The organism is Nocardia sp. JCM 34519.1 (assembly GCF_020361265.1).
GTDB classification, from domain to species: domain Bacteria; phylum Actinomycetota; class Actinomycetes; order Mycobacteriales; family Mycobacteriaceae; genus Nocardia; species Nocardia arthritidis_A.
In genome coordinates this window covers 17640-31853 of record NZ_JAIRBR010000001.1, presented here as the reverse complement: position 1 = coordinate 31853, position 14214 = coordinate 17640, and the positions used below count along the sequence as shown (strand labels likewise).

The window sequence follows — 14214 nt, the reverse complement described above, 5'->3', positions numbered from 1 at the left end:
TTATCGCCGACGCGGGAGCCTGCATGAACCGCTACCTCACGATCGGCGCGGCGACGGTGCTGTCCGCGGTGCTCTGGCACCTCGGCGGCGGTCTGCATCCGTTGCCCGCCTTGGCCTTTCTCGCGCCGCTACCGGTGCTGTACCTCGCGCCGCGGATCTCGGCGCGGGCCGCGTTCCCGGCCGGGGCGCTGTCCTGGCTCGGCGGCGTCGCACAGTTCTATCCGTATCTGACCGGGACGGTGGAGCAGCCGTTCGTCGCCGCCGCGGCGCTGTTGGGCGGCACCGCCGTGGCATACGGTGCGCTCGTACTGCTCACCCGGACCCTCCTGGTGCGTGGCCGTCCCGGGCTCGCCGTGCTGGCGTTTCCCGCGGGTTGGGTGACCCTCGAATACCTGATCTCGGTGCTCGGCCCGTTCGGCGCGTGGTGGAGTATCGCGTACGCCCAGACCGATGTGCTGCCGCTGATCCAGTCCGCCGCGCTGACCGGTCCCTGGGGCATCACCTTCCTGATCCTGCTGGCGCCCACCGCGCTCGCCGTCTTCACCGCGCCGAATGTGACCCGGGCCCAACGGCTTCGGGTCGGCGGCGGTACGGTCGTGGTATTCGTCGCGGTCCTCGGCTTCGGTGTCTTCCAGCTAAACCGCCCAGCAGACGGGGGTGTGGTGCGGGTCGGTCTGGTCGCGGTGGCGCAACCGCCGGAGTACGTGCCGGTCGATACGGCGGCCGGCCGGGAGATGATCGACCGCGCCGTCGCCGCGATCGACCGGCTCGCGGACGCGGGCGCGAAGGTTGTGGTGTTTCCCGAAAAGGCCTGGCGTGCCGATGAATCCACGCTTCCGCCGCTGTCCGGCCCGCTGACCGATATCGCACGGCGGCACGGTATCGATGTGATCGCCGGGCTGGTGCTCACCAGGCAGGGCGTCAGCGTCAACGCGGCCGTCGACTATCCGTCGGGCGTGGTGTACGCCAAGCACTATCTCATTCCCGGACTGGAGAACGAGCTGCGTGCGGGCAACGAATGGCAATCGGTTCCGGGCACTTCCTGGGCACTTGCCGTCTGTTTCGATCTCGACCGCCCCGGCCTGGTCCGCGCGAACCAGCGACGCGGCGCGACGCTGATGCTGGCTCCCGCACTGGATTTCGACGTCGACCATTGGGTGCACAGCCGGATGGCGGTCATGCGCGGCGTCGAATCCGGGGTCGGCGTCGCCCGCGCCGCGCAGCGGGGCGAACTGGTGGCCAGCGATTCGAATGGCCGCGTATTAGGTTCGGCCGCAACGGATCTCGGTGACACCAGGACGGTGCTCGCGGATATCCCGCTGCGCACCGGCGGCACGATGTACGCGCGCATCGGCGATTGGTTCGCATGGCTGTGCGCGCTCACCCTCGCGGTCGCGCTGCTTCGGCTGTATCCGCGGTCCGGTCGATCAGGGCTTCCAACCGGTGATCTCGAGCCAGTCGGCGAGTGTCAGTAGGCCCGGATGGTATTCGCGCAGCCGCCCGATATCGATCGGCGCGTCGGTGTTCTCGTTGAAATGCGCGAACATACTCGCGACATGTTCGTCGAAGGCGCGCACCTGTTCGATCGGTGTCCGGCGGCTGCGTGCGGGCAGATGCGCCGCGCGCCCGAAGGTTTCGGCCATCTCCGGCGGCGTGAGCCGGTCACCGGCCAGCGCGAGGGTGCTCCCGAGGTACCGGTCCGGATCGTCGAAGGCGAGCGCGGCGAACGCGCCGATATCCCGCACCGCGATCAACGGCAGCGAAATATCCTCGCGCACAGCGATATTCAGCACCAGCCCACCGTCGTCGAACACCGGGCGATTGAAGGTGTTGAAATTGTCCATGAAGAACACCGGCCGCAGCACCGTCGCGGGCAGACCCAGTGCGGCGATCCGCTGTTCGATCCGTTCCTTCGGCGCGTAGTAGCCGACGCCGGTTTCCTCGCCCGCGCCCTTCACCGAGCTGTACACCAGATGGTGAATATGGGCTTGCCCGGCCAGTTCGGCGATCAGCAGTCCGCGCCGCTCCTCGGCCGCGATACCGGCGTCGGTGATGTGCACGCCCTCCATCGGCGACAGCATGAGGAACACCCCGTACGCACCCGCCAGCGCCGAGCGCAGCGCGGCGGCGTCGTCCAGGTCGCCGACGACGAGCCGGGCGCCGGCCGCCCGCAGCGCGAGCGCCGAGGGCGATTCCGGGTCGCGCACGAAAGCGTCGACGGGCCAACCGTGTTCGAGCAGTTGCCGGGCGGCCGCGCCGCCCTGCTGTCCGGTCGCGCCGATCACCAGCACCGTGCCTTTTTCGCCTGCCATATCGCACCTCTTTCTGCTGAGATAGACGTTAGAGACGAACAGTGGCGCGGTCCTGGTACCGATAGTGCTATCCAACAAGGGAACTCGATGTCCGAAAGCCAGCGCGCCGAACTGGCCGCCTTCCTGCGCATCCACCGTTCCCGGCTGCGGCCCGCCGATGTCGGCCTGCCGCCCGATCTGGAGCCGGGCCGTCGCCGCACCCCGGGCCTGCGGCGCGAGGAGGTGGCCGCGCTGGCCGGGGTGAGCACCACCTGGTACACCTGGCTCGAACAGGGCCGCAAGATCGCGGCCAGTCCGCAGGTGGTCGACGCGCTGGCCAGGGCGTTGCGGCTGGACGCGGTCCGGCACCGGCATCTGCGCAGGCTGGCCGGGCTGCCCGATCCGGTGATCGATCACCCGCTGGCCAGATCGATGTCGCGCCAGCAGCGGCTCGTCGACGCGCTGATGCCGAATCTGGCTGTGCTGCACGACAGTTGGTTCGACTTCGTGGTCTGGAACGCGGCGTACGCCAAGGTCCGGCTCGATCCGGACAGCGTGCCGCTCGCACGCCGCAACCTCATGTGGTTCGTCTTCGCCGATCAGCGCAATCGAAATATGGTGCGCCCGTGGGAGCCGATGGCGCGGGCCACGCTCAGCCAGTTCCGCACCGCGGTGGCGCAGCGACCCGACGACCCGCGGTTGAACGCGGTGATCGCCGAGGTGGCCGCGGCCAGCCCGGAATTCCGAGCCTGGTGGGCGGAATATCCGGTGCAGGATTTCCGGCCCGCCGTCATCGGCATCGACCATCCGCAAGCCGGGCTGATCAATCTGGAGCTCTACCAGTCCCGGCTGGTCGAGGATCCGGATCTGCTGCTGGTACTGCAACTTCCGGTGGGCGAGGAGGATCGCCGCCGCGTTCGCGCGCTGCTCGGATAACTCGTCAGCCGAAGCGGACCATCGCGATCATCTTGCGCGCCAACGTCTCCGGATCGTCCGCCACGGTCAGCGCCGAATTCACCAGCGCCCCTTCGCGCCACAGCGTGGCGAAGCCGTGCACCAGCGACCAGGCGGCCAGTTGCGTCGCCGCCTGCGCCTCCGGCGACCCATCGGTCTGTTTCCGCGCGGCACCCGCGCGCAGTGCGGCTCCCGAACGCTGGCGGGCCGCCATCAGCCGCGGATCGTCGGCATGCAGCGCCTCGCGCCGGTACATCACGTCGAAATGGCCGGGGTTGCGCAGCGCGAATCGAATGTAGGCGATCGCCATCTCGCGGAAATCCGTTCCCGCCGTGTCGAGTTCGTCGGCCAGCCGCTCGAATCCCTCGATCGCCAGCGCGGTGAGCAGCCCGGCCCGGTCGCCGAAGTGGTGTGCGGGTGCGGCGTGTGAGACGCCCGCCCGGCGGGCGAGTTCACGCAGCGAGACGGCGCCGACGCCGTCGGCGGCGATCTGCTCGGCCGCCGCGGCCAGGATGGTCGCCCGCAGATCGCCGTGGTGATAACCGCTTTTCGCCATGGTTCGATCATGCCGATCGATCTTGTCATTGACAAGTTACGCCGCCGAACCTAATCTTTCCGCTGTCAAGATTGCAGTTGAACAGGAGAGTCCCGATGGCACCGTTGATCGTTCTCGCCGTCGTCACCGGAATTGCCCGCCTCATCGGCTGGCTCGGCGATATCGGCTGGCTCGCTACCTGGCCGCATGCCGCCCGGCTCGGCCTGGCCGCCATGTTCGCGCTCACCGCGAGCGCGCACTTCGTCCCCGGCAAGCGCGCGGAGCTGATCGCCATGGTGCCCTCGCGTCTCCCGAATGCCGCCGGGCTGGTAACCGTCACGGGCGCACTGGAATTCGCCGGTGCGCTCGGGCTGTTGCTGCCACCGTTCGCGAGGTTGGCGGCGGGTTGTTTGTTCGTGCTGCTCCTCGCGATGTTCCCGGCGAATGTGCACGCCGCGCGGGCCGGGGTCGGCATCAAGACCATGCCGCTGCCGCTGCGCGGCCTCGTGCAGGTGCTCTTTCTCGCCGCATGCGCGCTGGTGGTATTCGGCTGAGATCGGTGGGCACTCGGGTGATCGGGTACCCTCCCGGCTGCACGAGTTTCCCGATCCGGAGGGTTCGCTATGTTCGCATCGCCGCTCCCCGGAGTCATCGGCTGGCCGCTGACCGGCTATGTCGCCGTCGTGCTGTGCGCGCGAATCGCGCTGGGCCGCACCGGCGACCTCGACCGACTGTTCAATCGCCTAGGGATGTGGTCGCTGCTCGCATTGCTGCTCTACCGGTGCGCACCCGCGCGCAGCCTGACCGATCCGGTGCACCAGTTGGCCCTCGGCTGCGTCATCATCGTGATGATGTGCTGCTACGCGATCGTGCGGGCCTGGCGCGACGGCGCCGATCCGCGCACCGCATTGCGCAGATACCGCATCTGCGTCGGCATCGGAATCGGACTGACCTGCGTCATCCTGTTCGCCGGGCGATGCGCCGGACCGCGCGGTGCACCGGTCGATCTCGGACCCACCGGGCCGGGACTCGTTGTCGCCCTCGCCTACGGCATTCCGCTGACCCTCGCCGGATGGTTCCTGATCCGCGCCTGGATCCGCGAATTCCGGCTCACGGAAACATCTTTCGGCGGCAAGTTCGTCTGTTCCGGTCTGATCGCGGCCAACCTGATCGTGTCCGCCGTGACGACGCTGTCGGCTGTGCAGCTGGTCACCGGATGGTCCCGACCCGATCTCGGCCCGCAGCTCGTGCGCATCGAGATGCTCGCGACGCTCTGCATCTTCGTCACCACCACGCTCGCGGGCATTCCGGTCGTCATCACGCTGATCACCCTGGCCGGACTGGATCGCGACGGCCGGGTATGCCGCAGGCTGCGGCCGCTCTGGCGGGATCTCACCGCCGCGGTGCCCGAGATCGTGTTGACACCGCCCGCCGATACCCGGCTGGACGCCGAGGCCCGCCTGCTGCGGATGACGGTGGAGATACGGGATGCCCTGCTGCACCTCGGGCCGTACCTGCCCGCCGATACGCGGCCCGAATCCGATTGGCACCTGGCCGATTACGCTCGCGGGCTGTCATATGCGACCAAGAGCCGGATGGCGGGCCTGCCGCCGATCGCGGCGGATGACGCGCCGCGGTCCGTGCCGGTCGCCCACGATTTCGACACCGAGTTACGGCTGCTGACCGGGTTGGCGAAGGTCTGGCCGGGAGTGGGGCTCAACGCTTGAGCTGGGCCAGGAATTCGGCGTTGGTCTGCGTCTTGCGCAGGCCCTCCAGCAGCAGATCGATGGCGCGCTGCCCGTCCAATCCCGACAGGGTGCGGCGCAGCAGCTCGGTCGCCGCGAGTTCATCAGGGGTGAGCAGTAATTCGTCCTTGCGGGTGCTGGATTGGGCGATATCGACCGCGGGGAAGACGCGCCGGTTCGCGGCCGTCCGGTCGAGTTTGAGTTCGGCGTTGGAGGTGCCCTTGTACTCCTCGAACACCACGGTGTCGGCCAGCGAACCGGTCTCGACCAGCGCGGTGGCGATGATGGTCAGCGAGCCGCCGTGCTCGATATTGCGGGCGGCGCCGAGGAATTTCTTGGGCGGCGCCAGCGCGGCGGCGTCGATGCCGCCCGCCAGGATGCGGCCGGAGGCCGGGGTGGCCAGGTTGTACGCGCGGGCCAGCCTGGTCAGCGAGTCCAGCAGGACCACGACGTCGCGGCCCTGTTCGACCCGGCGTTTGGCCCGTTCGATGGCGAGTTCGGCGAGCGCCACCTGTTCGCGCGGCGAGGCGTCGAAGGTGGCCGCGGCGACCTCGGCCGGAATCTCGCGGGACAGATCGGTCACCTCCTCCGGGCGCTCGCCGACCAGCACCAGCAGCAGTTCGCATTCCGGGTGGTTCTTCGCGATGCCGTGCGAGATGGCTTGTAGCACAGAGGTTTTGCCTGCCTTGGGCGGTGCGACGACGAGGGCGCGCTGGCCCTTGCCGATCGGCATGAGCAGATCGGTGACCCGGGTGGTCATGGCGTGCGGCTCGGTTTCCAACCGCAGCCGCTGATTCGGGTAGATGGGTGTGAGGTCGGCGAAGCGCGGCCGGGCCGCCGCCTTGGCCGGGTCGAGACCGTTGACGGTTTCGATGGCGACGAGCGGGTCCAGCTGTTCGCCGCGCGGTGCGGGTTTCGCCGATCCGACTACGAAATCGCCTCGGCGCAAAGCATTTTCGCGAACCATGCGGGCCGGTATGTGGATGTCGAGCGGCGATGGCAGATAGCCGTCGACGCGCAGGATCGCGCGATTTTCCGTCAGCTCGACGACGCCGGAAACGGAGCGCATCTCGACCGTGCCTTCGGATTGCTGAATTGTGTTGTTGTTCATTGGTTTTCCTTCTCAGGAGGGAGTATTCGGGTACGGCGAACGGCCGTGACTGCGGCGGATATGCCGCGCTCTGAGATCCCCGGTACGCGCGGATTCGGTAACGGGAGGGTGAATCACGGAAATCAGGGTTTGGGACTCACCGGAACTCGGAATTCGCTCGATGGGAGGCTGTGCCTACATCCACTGGAGCGGATAGGGCCGAGCGTAGCGGCTCGATCGGCGTCGCGCAATGGTGCGAACTACCGGCACCGCCGACAACCGACTCAACGGCCCGCCGCGCGGGTATATTCCCGCAACATGGAAAAGGCCCAGGCGCTGCGCCTGGGCCTTATGGATTCAGCTGGTCAGAGCACGGCCTGGGTCTGGGTCACCTTGCCTGCGAGCTTGCCGGCGTCGTCGCGGATTTCGGTTTCCACCACGATGAACGACCGGCCCGCGTGCAGCGGCCGTGCCGTCGCGGTCGCATAGCCCGCGCGAATCGCCCTGAGGAAGTTGGTCTTCGACTCGACGGTGGTCGTACCCTGCTTGCCCTCGGGCAGATTCAGATATGCGCAGACCGCGCCGGTCGCATCCGCCAGCGCCATCAGGACGCCGCCGTGCAGCACCCCGCCGAGCGTGCACAGCGTTGCGTCCCAGGCGATCCGGCTGCGCACCTGTTCGCGGCCGTGTTCGAGCACCTCGATGCCGAGCCGTTCGGTGAACGGCATGGTCTGGTGGAACAGTTTGGTGCCGACCTCGTCGATCATGATGTCGATCATGCCCGATCCGGATACGTCGAGTCGATTACGTCCGAGGTAGGTCCGGCCAGCTGCGCCCGGTGGCGAGATGTGTTGTGAGCGTGAGGATCGCCAGCGCGACGGGCGCTGCCGCGAGCAGCAGGACGGTTGTCGGCGACGTGTGATCGACGATCACCCCGCCGGTCAGCGCGCCGAGCGAGAGGGTGAGCTGGAACGACGCGGTGAACAACACCGATGCCGCCTCCGGGGTGTTCGGCGCGGCCTTGATGAACCAGGTCTGCGTCGCGACCGGCACCGCGCCGTAGCCGATGCCCCAGACCAGCAGCAGCGCCACCGCGCCGAATTCCCAGCGGCCGAGCACCGGAAGCAGCAGCACCGCCGCGACGATCATGGCCGCGAATCCGGCGAACGCGCCGCGCGGATGACGCGCGACGGCCGCGCCGCCGAGGAAGTTGCCGACGATCCCGGCGACGCCGTAGGCGAGCAGCATGAGCGTGATGGTCGCGGAACCGGCCTTCGTCACCTGTTCCAGGAAGGGGGTGATGTAGGTGTACGCGCCGAAGTGCGCGAGCACGATGAGGAAGGTGAGCAGCAGGGCGTAGCGCATATTTGTGCCGCGAACGAGACTGCGCAACACCGAAACTCGGGTTCCCGGTCCGCCGGGCAGTGCGGGCAGCAGGACGAGCAGCGTGACGAGCACCGCGGCGGTGAACCCCGCGACCACGCCGAACGCCACCCGCCATCCGGCGAGATCGCCCAAATAGGTGCCCGCGGGCACGCCGAGCACCGAGCCGAGCGGCACCGCGGCGAAGATGATCGCGTTGGCCCTCGGCACGGATTTCGCGGGCACCAATCGATCGGCCAAACCCGCGGCGATGGACCAGAATCCGCCGACCGTGACGCCGACCAGCACCCTGGCGGCCAGCACCGGCCAGTACACCGGCGTCACGGACATCAGTAGATCGGCGACGATCAGCAGGAATAGAAACAGGCACAGCATGATTCGCCGATCGACCCGGGCGGTGGCGACGGTCACCACCGGCGCGGCCGCGGCGGCGACCAGCCCGGGGACGGTCATCATCAGCCCGGCCATGCCGTCGGAGACGGTGAAATCGCCCGCGATCGAGGTGAGCAGGCCGACCGGCAGCATTTCGGTGGTCACGATGGCGAAGATGCCGAGCATCACGGCGGCGACACCGGACCAGTACAGCAGCGGCGATCGGTCCGTCGACGCGATCGGGGGAGAGGCGAAAGTCGTTGACACGCATGCCAGTTCACCAGCGTGCGCGGGCGATCTCCGGCGGGAATCGGCCACCGTCATCGATGGCGATTTTCCGCTGAAATGCCGCGGCCCGGTGCGCGACGGAGAAGCTGTCGCGCACCGGGCCGGGGTGGACGAGCCGGGCTTACTGTCCGTAGACCGACTGGTAGAACTGGATCGCGGCGGCGATGCCGACCGGGACGCCGAAGGCGATCATGCCCGCCGCGGCGCCGAGCGCCACACCGGCCACGATTCCGGCGAGGCAGCCGCCCGCGGCGCCCGGCAGGAAGATCGGCGGCATGAGCGCCGCGCCGACGACCGCACCGGCGACGCAGCCGAGCGCGCCGCCGATGATGGTGCCGATCAGGGTGCCGACGCCGGTGGCCAGACCGAATTCGGTGCCCGCGTTGCTGAGCGCGGTATTGAAGTCGACGCCGCCGATCGGCTTGGCGTCCACCGGCTTCAGCATGGTGGCCGCGTGCGCCTCGGCCGGGTTGGTGCTCGGCGTCAGCGTCGCGGTGTTGCCGTCGATCCGCGCGGCGATCGGCCACTCCTTACCGTCTTTCAGGTAGGTGAGCGGCATGCCCGCGATCAGGTGGCCCTGATTGTCCAGCACCTGGAACTGGGTGCCCTGGGTGGTCAGCGAGCCCGCATCGGTCTTCAGCACCACCGACTTGTCGACGACATTCGCCGTCCAGTGCACGCCGGGGGCGATATCGGTCTGCAGGGTGGCGTTCGGGGTGGGATCGGCGTAGGCGGTGCCGCTGGTGATTCCGACGGCGGCAATGCACAGCAGGGACGCGGCGGCGAACTTCTGGAGCTTCATTAGGTTGGTGACTTCCTCATCTGATGGAGCATCCCCGCCGGTGTCTACTGGTCGGGGTGGCTCATAAAACGAACCCTTAAGGAGAGTTCACCCGATTTATTACGGACAGGTAACGGAAGCCGTTAAGGATGTATCAAACAAGATTTAGAAACGTTAAGAACGCATAAATTCAGACAATACAGCTAATGGTTCCGAATGAAATTGTGGTCCGCGACACATTATTCATCTGAGCGCTTTGCCCTGCGGTGATAGCCAAACTGCCAGGTCAAGCGATGCGCGCGACAATTGATCCCGGCAAATGCGGCAGCACCAGATCGATCAGCCGCCACGGCCATGCCGGAACGCATGCCCGCACCGTCTCCTTCTCGATCGCCCCGACCAACGAAGCGACGCCTTTGTCCAATGGCGCGACCATTCGCGCATCACCCGCCTTGGCGGACATCTCGGTCGCGATGAATCCGGGTAGCAGCGTGGTGACCCGGATCGGCGAACGCGCCAACTCCGTCGCCAAACCCTGTCCGAGCGCGGCCAATCCGGCCTTGCTCGCCGAATACGCCGCCTTCTTACCCGGCAGGCCGCGCACCGCGCTCATCGAGGAAATCAGCACCAGATGTCCGGAATTCTGCGCGCGGAAAATCTCCAGCGCCGCTTCGGTTTGCGCCAGCGCGCTCACCAAATTCGTTGTGGCCGTTGCGATATTCGCCGCCGCCCGGCCGGTGCCGATTATCGCGCCCTTGCCGAGCCCGGCGTTGACGATCACCCGGTCCAGGCCGCCGAGCTCGTCGCGGAGTTCCCCGAAAACCCTCGGCACCGCCGCGTGCTCGTCCACATCGAGCCGGCGCACCGCGACGGTGATGCCGGGATGTGCCGCGGTGAGCTCGCCGCGCAGCTCCGTCAGCGCGTCCAGGCGGCGTGCGCACAGCGCCAAATCGCGGCCCCTGCTCGCGAAGTCACGTGCCATGGCCGCGCCGAGACCGGCGCTGGCGCCGGTGATCAGGATCCGTTTCCTCGTCATGGGCCGACCTTAGCCGCGGCCGCGGATCTTTCAGCCCCCGAACGATCCGGTGTTCGGGGGTGGCGGCAACATATGCCACGCCCCGCAGTTGACGGTCTTGAAGGCGACGTCGGTCGGTTTGATCTCCACCCGCACCGGGCTCAATCTGGTGTAGTTGTTGCCGATGATGTAGCGCATATCGGTGTTGTCGCCCTCGACCTTCCACAGCCTGCGCCAGTCGCAGCCGGATGCCGGATCGGGCGTGCCCGGCGCCTCCCAAATGCCGGGGAAGATATCGACGCCGACCAGATAGAGGCCGTCGTTGGGCATGACCGTTGCCGGTGATGCGGTGGCGGGTCCGGTGCCGAGCAGCGTCACGGTCGACGCCAATGCCCCGGCCGCCATGAGCGTCCTCGCGCGCATGGCTGATGTTCTCCTCGTATCGAGCGGTTGCCGGTAACGAACCGATTGACCTGCGGGTCTACCAGACCATGCCGTGTCATCGGGTGGAAATACCGGATTTCTGTCACATACACAGCCGAATTCGAGCGCTGTTGTCACCCGCGCCGTTGCCCGCGATATCGGGGTATGGAATGTGTTCGGACCGTCTGCGGCGCCGGATGCGCCAAGCTGTGCACCGATGCCGGATTGGCCGCCGTACTGGCCGCCGACCGGGCGCTGCTGCACTGGCGGGCCATGCGTGCGCTCGGCGATTGCGGACTGGCCGAACAGGCGGTGCAGGAGACGCTGCTGCGCGGTTGGCGTTCCTGTGCCCGCTACGACCGGAGCAAGGGGAGCGTGCGCACCTGGCTGCTGGTGATCGAGCGCAACGTCCTGGTCGATCTGGCGCGGGCCCGCGCGGTCCGGCCCGGTGACACCGGCTGGGACGATGTGCATGAGGTGGCCGAAATCCGCTGCGCCGATCCGGATTTCGCCGACGGTCTGGTCGACGGTTTACTGGTTGCCCAGCTACTGTCCAGCCTGCCGCCTGCGCAGCGCGACGCGGTGGTCGAAGTTATCCTCCGCGACCGGGCCTACCAGGATGTCGCCGCCGATTTCGGCATTCCGGTGGGTACTGTGAAGACCCGCGTGCACTATGCCCTGCGTTCGCTGCGCAGGTTGCCGATTGGGGCTTGAGCTTCTCGCACACCTTTGGTAACAGTTCGATAACGCGCCTTGCTTTGCCGAAACGCATGTTGTCAGAGTGAACCACTGGGTTTGATGTGACCAATGGGAAGGGAGGGGTGCTCCGTCCCGGGGCACCGACCGCACATGAAAGCTCGCATCATCAAGGCCGGAGTCTGCACCGCCCTCACCGCGGCGGTGGTCATGGCGCTCGCCGGGCTGGTCCCGGTCACCGCGCTCGGCGCGCCCGCCGTACCGGACGTCGCCACCAAACTAGCTGGTAAAACCGTCTTTCTAGATCCGGGACACCAGGGCTCCATCCCAGCGGAGAATCAGGCCAAACAGGTCAGCGACGGCCGCGGCGGCACCAAGGAATGCCAGACCACCGGCATGACGACCGTCAACGGCGTGCCCGAGCACACCATCAACTGGAACGTCGCCCAGCTGGTCAAATCCTCACTGGAGGCGCTCGGCGCGAAGGTGGTGCTCAGCCGTCCGGACGACACCGGATGGGGCGGCTGCATCGATGACCGGGCGCGGGCGGCGAACCAGTCCGGCGCCGCGGTCGCGGTCAGCATCCACGCCGACAGCGCACCCGCCGCAGACCGCGGCTTCCACTTCATCGTGCCGCAGCTCCCCATCCCCGACGCGAAGGCCAACGAGGTGCAGTCCGGCCCCGGCCGGGCCGCGACCATCGCCGTGCGCGACGCCTACCTGCAGGCCGGATTCCAGCCCGCCACCTACGCGGGCACCCAGGACGGGTTGCAGACCCGCGCGGATATCGCCGGGCCCGCGCTCACCACGGTGCCCGATGTATTCATCGAGATGGGCAACGGCGCCAACCGCGATGACGCCGCGCAGTTGGAAAGCCAAGAGGGCCAACTCAAGCACGCCATCGCTATCACGACCGGCCTCGTCGGTTATCTGCTCGGCACGACGCAGACCGCGGGGCCCGCGCCGACCGGCCCACTGACCAGCGGTTCCTCGGGTGAGCAACCGGCCGCCGCGCCGTCGCAGGGCGCGCCGCAGTTCCAGATCGCGCCGCAGACCCAGCCGGTGCCGGTCCCGCAGTCCCCGGCCGCGCCGCAGTCGCCGACGGTCCCCGGGCTGCCGCAGTCGCCGACGGTCCCCGGGCTGCCGCAGACCCCGGCGGTTCCCGGAATGCCGCAGGCCGCACCGGGTTCGACGGTGCCGGGTTCGACCCCGGGCACGCAGAGCCAGGCGCTGCCCGGACAGTCGCAATCGACGACCGATATGACCACGCTGGTCGGCACCGTCATGACAATGCTGCTGCCGCTGGCGCATTCGCTCGGCATCGACAACACGATGATCACCGCGCAGATGCTGAATATCGCCTACACACTGGCCGCGACGCTGCTCAGCCCCACCGTTCACGGATAGTCGCCGACCACCGGCGAGCCCGGGCCCTGCCCCGAAGTCCTATCCGGCGGACTTCGGGGCAGGGCCTATTCTGGCCGGTGGTCGCGCGGTGACGGACGAACGAGGTGAGTGTGGGCATGGTGGAACCGATTCCGGTGATTATCGTCGCGGGCTTCCTCGGCTCCGGTAAGACCACGCTGCTCAACCATCTGCTCCGGAACAATCGCGGCACCCGAATCGGCGTCGTCGTCAACGATTTCGGTGCGATCAATATCGATTCGATGCTGGTCGCCGGGCAGGTCGACGCGATGGTCTCACTCGGCAACGGCTGCGTGTGCTGTGCGGTGGACGTCACCGAATTGGACGAGCTGTTCACCCGGCTGGCCCAGCCGCGCGCCAAGATCGACGTGATCGTGGTGGAGGCGAGCGGGCTGGCCGAGCCGCGCAACCTGATCCGAATGGTGGTGGGCAGCGACAATCCGCGCATCCGCTACGGCGGCCTGGTCGAGGTGGTCGACGCCGAACAATTCCGGCAAACCAGCGCGCGGCATCCGGAACTGGTCACCCATCTGCGGCTGGCCGATCTGGTGGTGGTCAACAAGGCGGACCGGGTGCCCGCCGAGCACCTGGCGGCACTGCGCGCGGATATCGCCGCCGCGGTCGGGCAGGTTCCGGTGTACGCGACCATGCACGGCAGGCTCGATCCCGGCCTGCTCTTCGACGCGCCGGTACGCGAAAAGCCAACGGTCGCCGAGCAATTGAGTTTCGACGAACTGCTCGACGAGCACGATCACGAGCACGGGCATGCCGACCACCGGCATCTGCACGACGACTATTCGACCGTATCCTTCACCAGCGAGCGGGAATTGGATCCGCGCAGGCTGATCGGGTTCCTGGAGGACCCGCCCGCCGGACTGTTCCGGGCGAAGGGCTTCGCCGCATTCGGCGTCGCGGCGGAGCGACGAAAGTTCGTGCTGCACATGGTGGGACGGCACATCACCTTCGAACCGGCGGGTTGGCGCCGGGGCGAATCGCGCGCGAGCAGGCTGGTGCTGATCGGCGCCGGGCTCGATACCGAACGGGCGGTCGCCCGGCTGCGCGATACGGTGCATACGGCGCGGGACCCGCTGGACGAGCAGGCCATGCTCGGCGTGTGGCGGTACACGCCGCAGTGACTTTGGCGCGTTCTGCTCGATCTTGGCGCGTTCTGCGCTGGTGATCTCCGGTTAACTCTTAGCAGACTTGCAGTCTGCCC

Annotated in this window: 15 protein-coding genes; 7 read left to right on the top strand and 8 right to left on the bottom strand. The window is 67.7% G+C overall.

Features of this window, described 5'->3' with window-relative positions:
- The first annotated feature begins 23 nt into the window (after positions 1-23).
- Positions 24-1475 carry a nitrilase-related carbon-nitrogen hydrolase gene (locus tag LGY53_RS00175; RefSeq protein WP_225724585.1) on the top strand — a complete coding sequence of 484 codons (1452 nt, stop codon included), beginning with the start codon at positions 24-26 and terminating at the stop codon, positions 1473-1475.
- Here the strand turns inward: LGY53_RS00175 and LGY53_RS00170 are convergent.
- Positions 1428-2312, bottom strand: coding sequence for an NmrA/HSCARG family protein (locus LGY53_RS00170; RefSeq protein WP_225724584.1), 885 nt, complete (start codon positions 2310-2312; stop codon positions 1428-1430). The genes LGY53_RS00175 and LGY53_RS00170 overlap by 48 nt on opposite strands.
- Positions 2313-2399: 87 nt before the next feature.
- Between LGY53_RS00170 and LGY53_RS00165 the strand changes: the two genes are divergently transcribed.
- The gene (locus LGY53_RS00165; RefSeq protein ID WP_225724583.1) at positions 2400-3227 is read left to right on the top strand and encodes a helix-turn-helix transcriptional regulator; all 828 of its coding nucleotides are present in this window, start codon (positions 2400-2402) and stop codon (positions 3225-3227) included.
- A 4-nt stretch (positions 3228-3231) separates the two neighbouring features.
- Here the strand turns inward: LGY53_RS00165 and LGY53_RS00160 are convergent, their stop codons facing one another.
- Entirely contained in the window at positions 3232-3801 is a 570-nt protein-coding gene (locus tag LGY53_RS00160; protein ID WP_225724582.1) for a TetR/AcrR family transcriptional regulator, read from the bottom strand.
- Between the two features lie 95 nt (positions 3802-3896).
- On the opposite strand from LGY53_RS00160, the gene LGY53_RS00155 reads away from it, so the two are divergent.
- Both LGY53_RS00155 and LGY53_RS00150 read left to right on the top strand, forming a co-directional pair.
- Positions 3897-4334 carry a hypothetical protein gene (locus LGY53_RS00155; protein WP_225724581.1) on the top strand — a complete coding sequence of 146 codons (438 nt, stop codon included), beginning with the start codon at positions 3897-3899 and terminating at the stop codon, positions 4332-4334.
- 69 nt (positions 4335-4403) lie between these two features.
- Complete coding sequence (locus tag LGY53_RS00150) at positions 4404-5507, top strand: MAB_1171c family putative transporter (protein WP_225724580.1); 1104 nt, start codon at positions 4404-4406, stop codon at positions 5505-5507.
- Here LGY53_RS00150 and LGY53_RS00145 read toward each other — a convergent pair.
- From LGY53_RS00145 to LGY53_RS00120, 6 genes are all read right to left on the bottom strand, one after another.
- Complete coding sequence (locus LGY53_RS00145) at positions 5497-6636, bottom strand: transcription termination factor Rho, short form (protein ID WP_308102768.1); 1140 nt, start codon at positions 6634-6636, stop codon at positions 5497-5499. The genes LGY53_RS00150 and LGY53_RS00145 overlap by 11 nt on opposite strands.
- A gap of 344 nt (positions 6637-6980) precedes the next feature.
- Positions 6981-7382, bottom strand: coding sequence for a PaaI family thioesterase (locus tag LGY53_RS00140; protein ID WP_305082725.1), 402 nt, complete (start codon positions 7380-7382; stop codon positions 6981-6983).
- Between the two features lie 37 nt (positions 7383-7419).
- Complete coding sequence (locus tag LGY53_RS00135) at positions 7420-8637, bottom strand: MFS transporter (protein WP_225724578.1); 1218 nt, start codon at positions 8635-8637, stop codon at positions 7420-7422.
- 142 nt (positions 8638-8779) lie between these two features.
- The gene (locus LGY53_RS00130) at positions 8780-9460 is read right to left on the bottom strand and encodes a hypothetical protein (protein ID WP_225724577.1); all 681 of its coding nucleotides are present in this window, start codon (positions 9458-9460) and stop codon (positions 8780-8782) included.
- Positions 9461-9725: 265 nt separating this feature from the next.
- Positions 9726-10475, bottom strand: a complete 750-nt coding sequence (locus LGY53_RS00125; RefSeq protein WP_225724576.1) for an SDR family oxidoreductase — start codon at positions 10473-10475, stop codon at positions 9726-9728.
- A gap of 30 nt (positions 10476-10505) precedes the next feature.
- The gene (locus LGY53_RS00120) at positions 10506-10877 is read right to left on the bottom strand and encodes a hypothetical protein (RefSeq protein WP_225724575.1); all 372 of its coding nucleotides are present in this window, start codon (positions 10875-10877) and stop codon (positions 10506-10508) included.
- 165 nt (positions 10878-11042) lie between these two features.
- On the opposite strand from LGY53_RS00120, the gene LGY53_RS00115 reads away from it, so the two are divergent.
- The 3 genes from LGY53_RS00115 (at position 11043) to LGY53_RS00105 (ending at position 14134) form a co-directional block, all read left to right on the top strand.
- Positions 11043-11591, top strand: a complete 549-nt coding sequence (locus LGY53_RS00115) for a sigma-70 family RNA polymerase sigma factor (protein ID WP_225724574.1) — start codon at positions 11043-11045, stop codon at positions 11589-11591.
- A 135-nt stretch (positions 11592-11726) separates the two neighbouring features.
- Positions 11727-12980, top strand: coding sequence for an N-acetylmuramoyl-L-alanine amidase (locus LGY53_RS00110; RefSeq protein ID WP_225724573.1), 1254 nt, complete (start codon positions 11727-11729; stop codon positions 12978-12980).
- Positions 12981-13096: 116 nt separating this feature from the next.
- On the top strand, positions 13097-14134 hold the full coding sequence (locus LGY53_RS00105) for a GTP-binding protein (protein ID WP_225724572.1): 1038 nt from the start codon (positions 13097-13099) through the stop codon (positions 14132-14134).
- Positions 14135-14214 lie beyond the last annotated feature (80 nt).

What these genes read in the sequence shown, in the direction of transcription:
- LGY53_RS00140 (WP_305082725.1), bottom strand. Translation starts at nt 7,382, where the DNA reads ATGATCGACGAGGTCGGCACCAAACTGTTCCACCAGACCATGCCGTTC.
- LGY53_RS00145 (WP_308102768.1), bottom strand. Translation starts at nt 6,636, where the DNA reads ATGAACAACAACACAATTCAGCAATCCGAAGGCACGGTCGAGATGCGC.
- LGY53_RS00105 (WP_225724572.1), top strand. Translation starts at nt 13,097, where the DNA reads ATGGTGGAACCGATTCCGGTGATTATCGTCGCGGGCTTCCTCGGCTCC.
- LGY53_RS00150 (WP_225724580.1), top strand. Translation starts at nt 4,404, where the DNA reads ATGTTCGCATCGCCGCTCCCCGGAGTCATCGGCTGGCCGCTGACCGGC.
- LGY53_RS00125 (WP_225724576.1), bottom strand. Translation starts at nt 10,475, where the DNA reads ATGACGAGGAAACGGATCCTGATCACCGGCGCCAGCGCCGGTCTCGGC.
- LGY53_RS00155 (WP_225724581.1), top strand. Translation starts at nt 3,897, where the DNA reads ATGGCACCGTTGATCGTTCTCGCCGTCGTCACCGGAATTGCCCGCCTC.
- LGY53_RS00160 (WP_225724582.1), bottom strand. Translation starts at nt 3,801, where the DNA reads ATGGCGAAAAGCGGTTATCACCACGGCGATCTGCGGGCGACCATCCTG.
- LGY53_RS00165 (WP_225724583.1), top strand. Translation starts at nt 2,400, where the DNA reads ATGTCCGAAAGCCAGCGCGCCGAACTGGCCGCCTTCCTGCGCATCCAC.
- LGY53_RS00120 (WP_225724575.1), bottom strand. Translation starts at nt 10,877, where the DNA reads ATGCGCGCGAGGACGCTCATGGCGGCCGGGGCATTGGCGTCGACCGTG.
- LGY53_RS00175 (WP_225724585.1), top strand. Translation starts at nt 24, where the DNA reads ATGAACCGCTACCTCACGATCGGCGCGGCGACGGTGCTGTCCGCGGTG.
- LGY53_RS00110 (WP_225724573.1), top strand. Translation starts at nt 11,727, where the DNA reads ATGAAAGCTCGCATCATCAAGGCCGGAGTCTGCACCGCCCTCACCGCG.
- LGY53_RS00170 (WP_225724584.1), bottom strand. Translation starts at nt 2,312, where the DNA reads ATGGCAGGCGAAAAAGGCACGGTGCTGGTGATCGGCGCGACCGGACAG.
- LGY53_RS00115 (WP_225724574.1), top strand. Translation starts at nt 11,043, where the DNA reads ATGGAATGTGTTCGGACCGTCTGCGGCGCCGGATGCGCCAAGCTGTGC.
- LGY53_RS00130 (WP_225724577.1), bottom strand. Translation starts at nt 9,460, where the DNA reads ATGAAGCTCCAGAAGTTCGCCGCCGCGTCCCTGCTGTGCATTGCCGCC.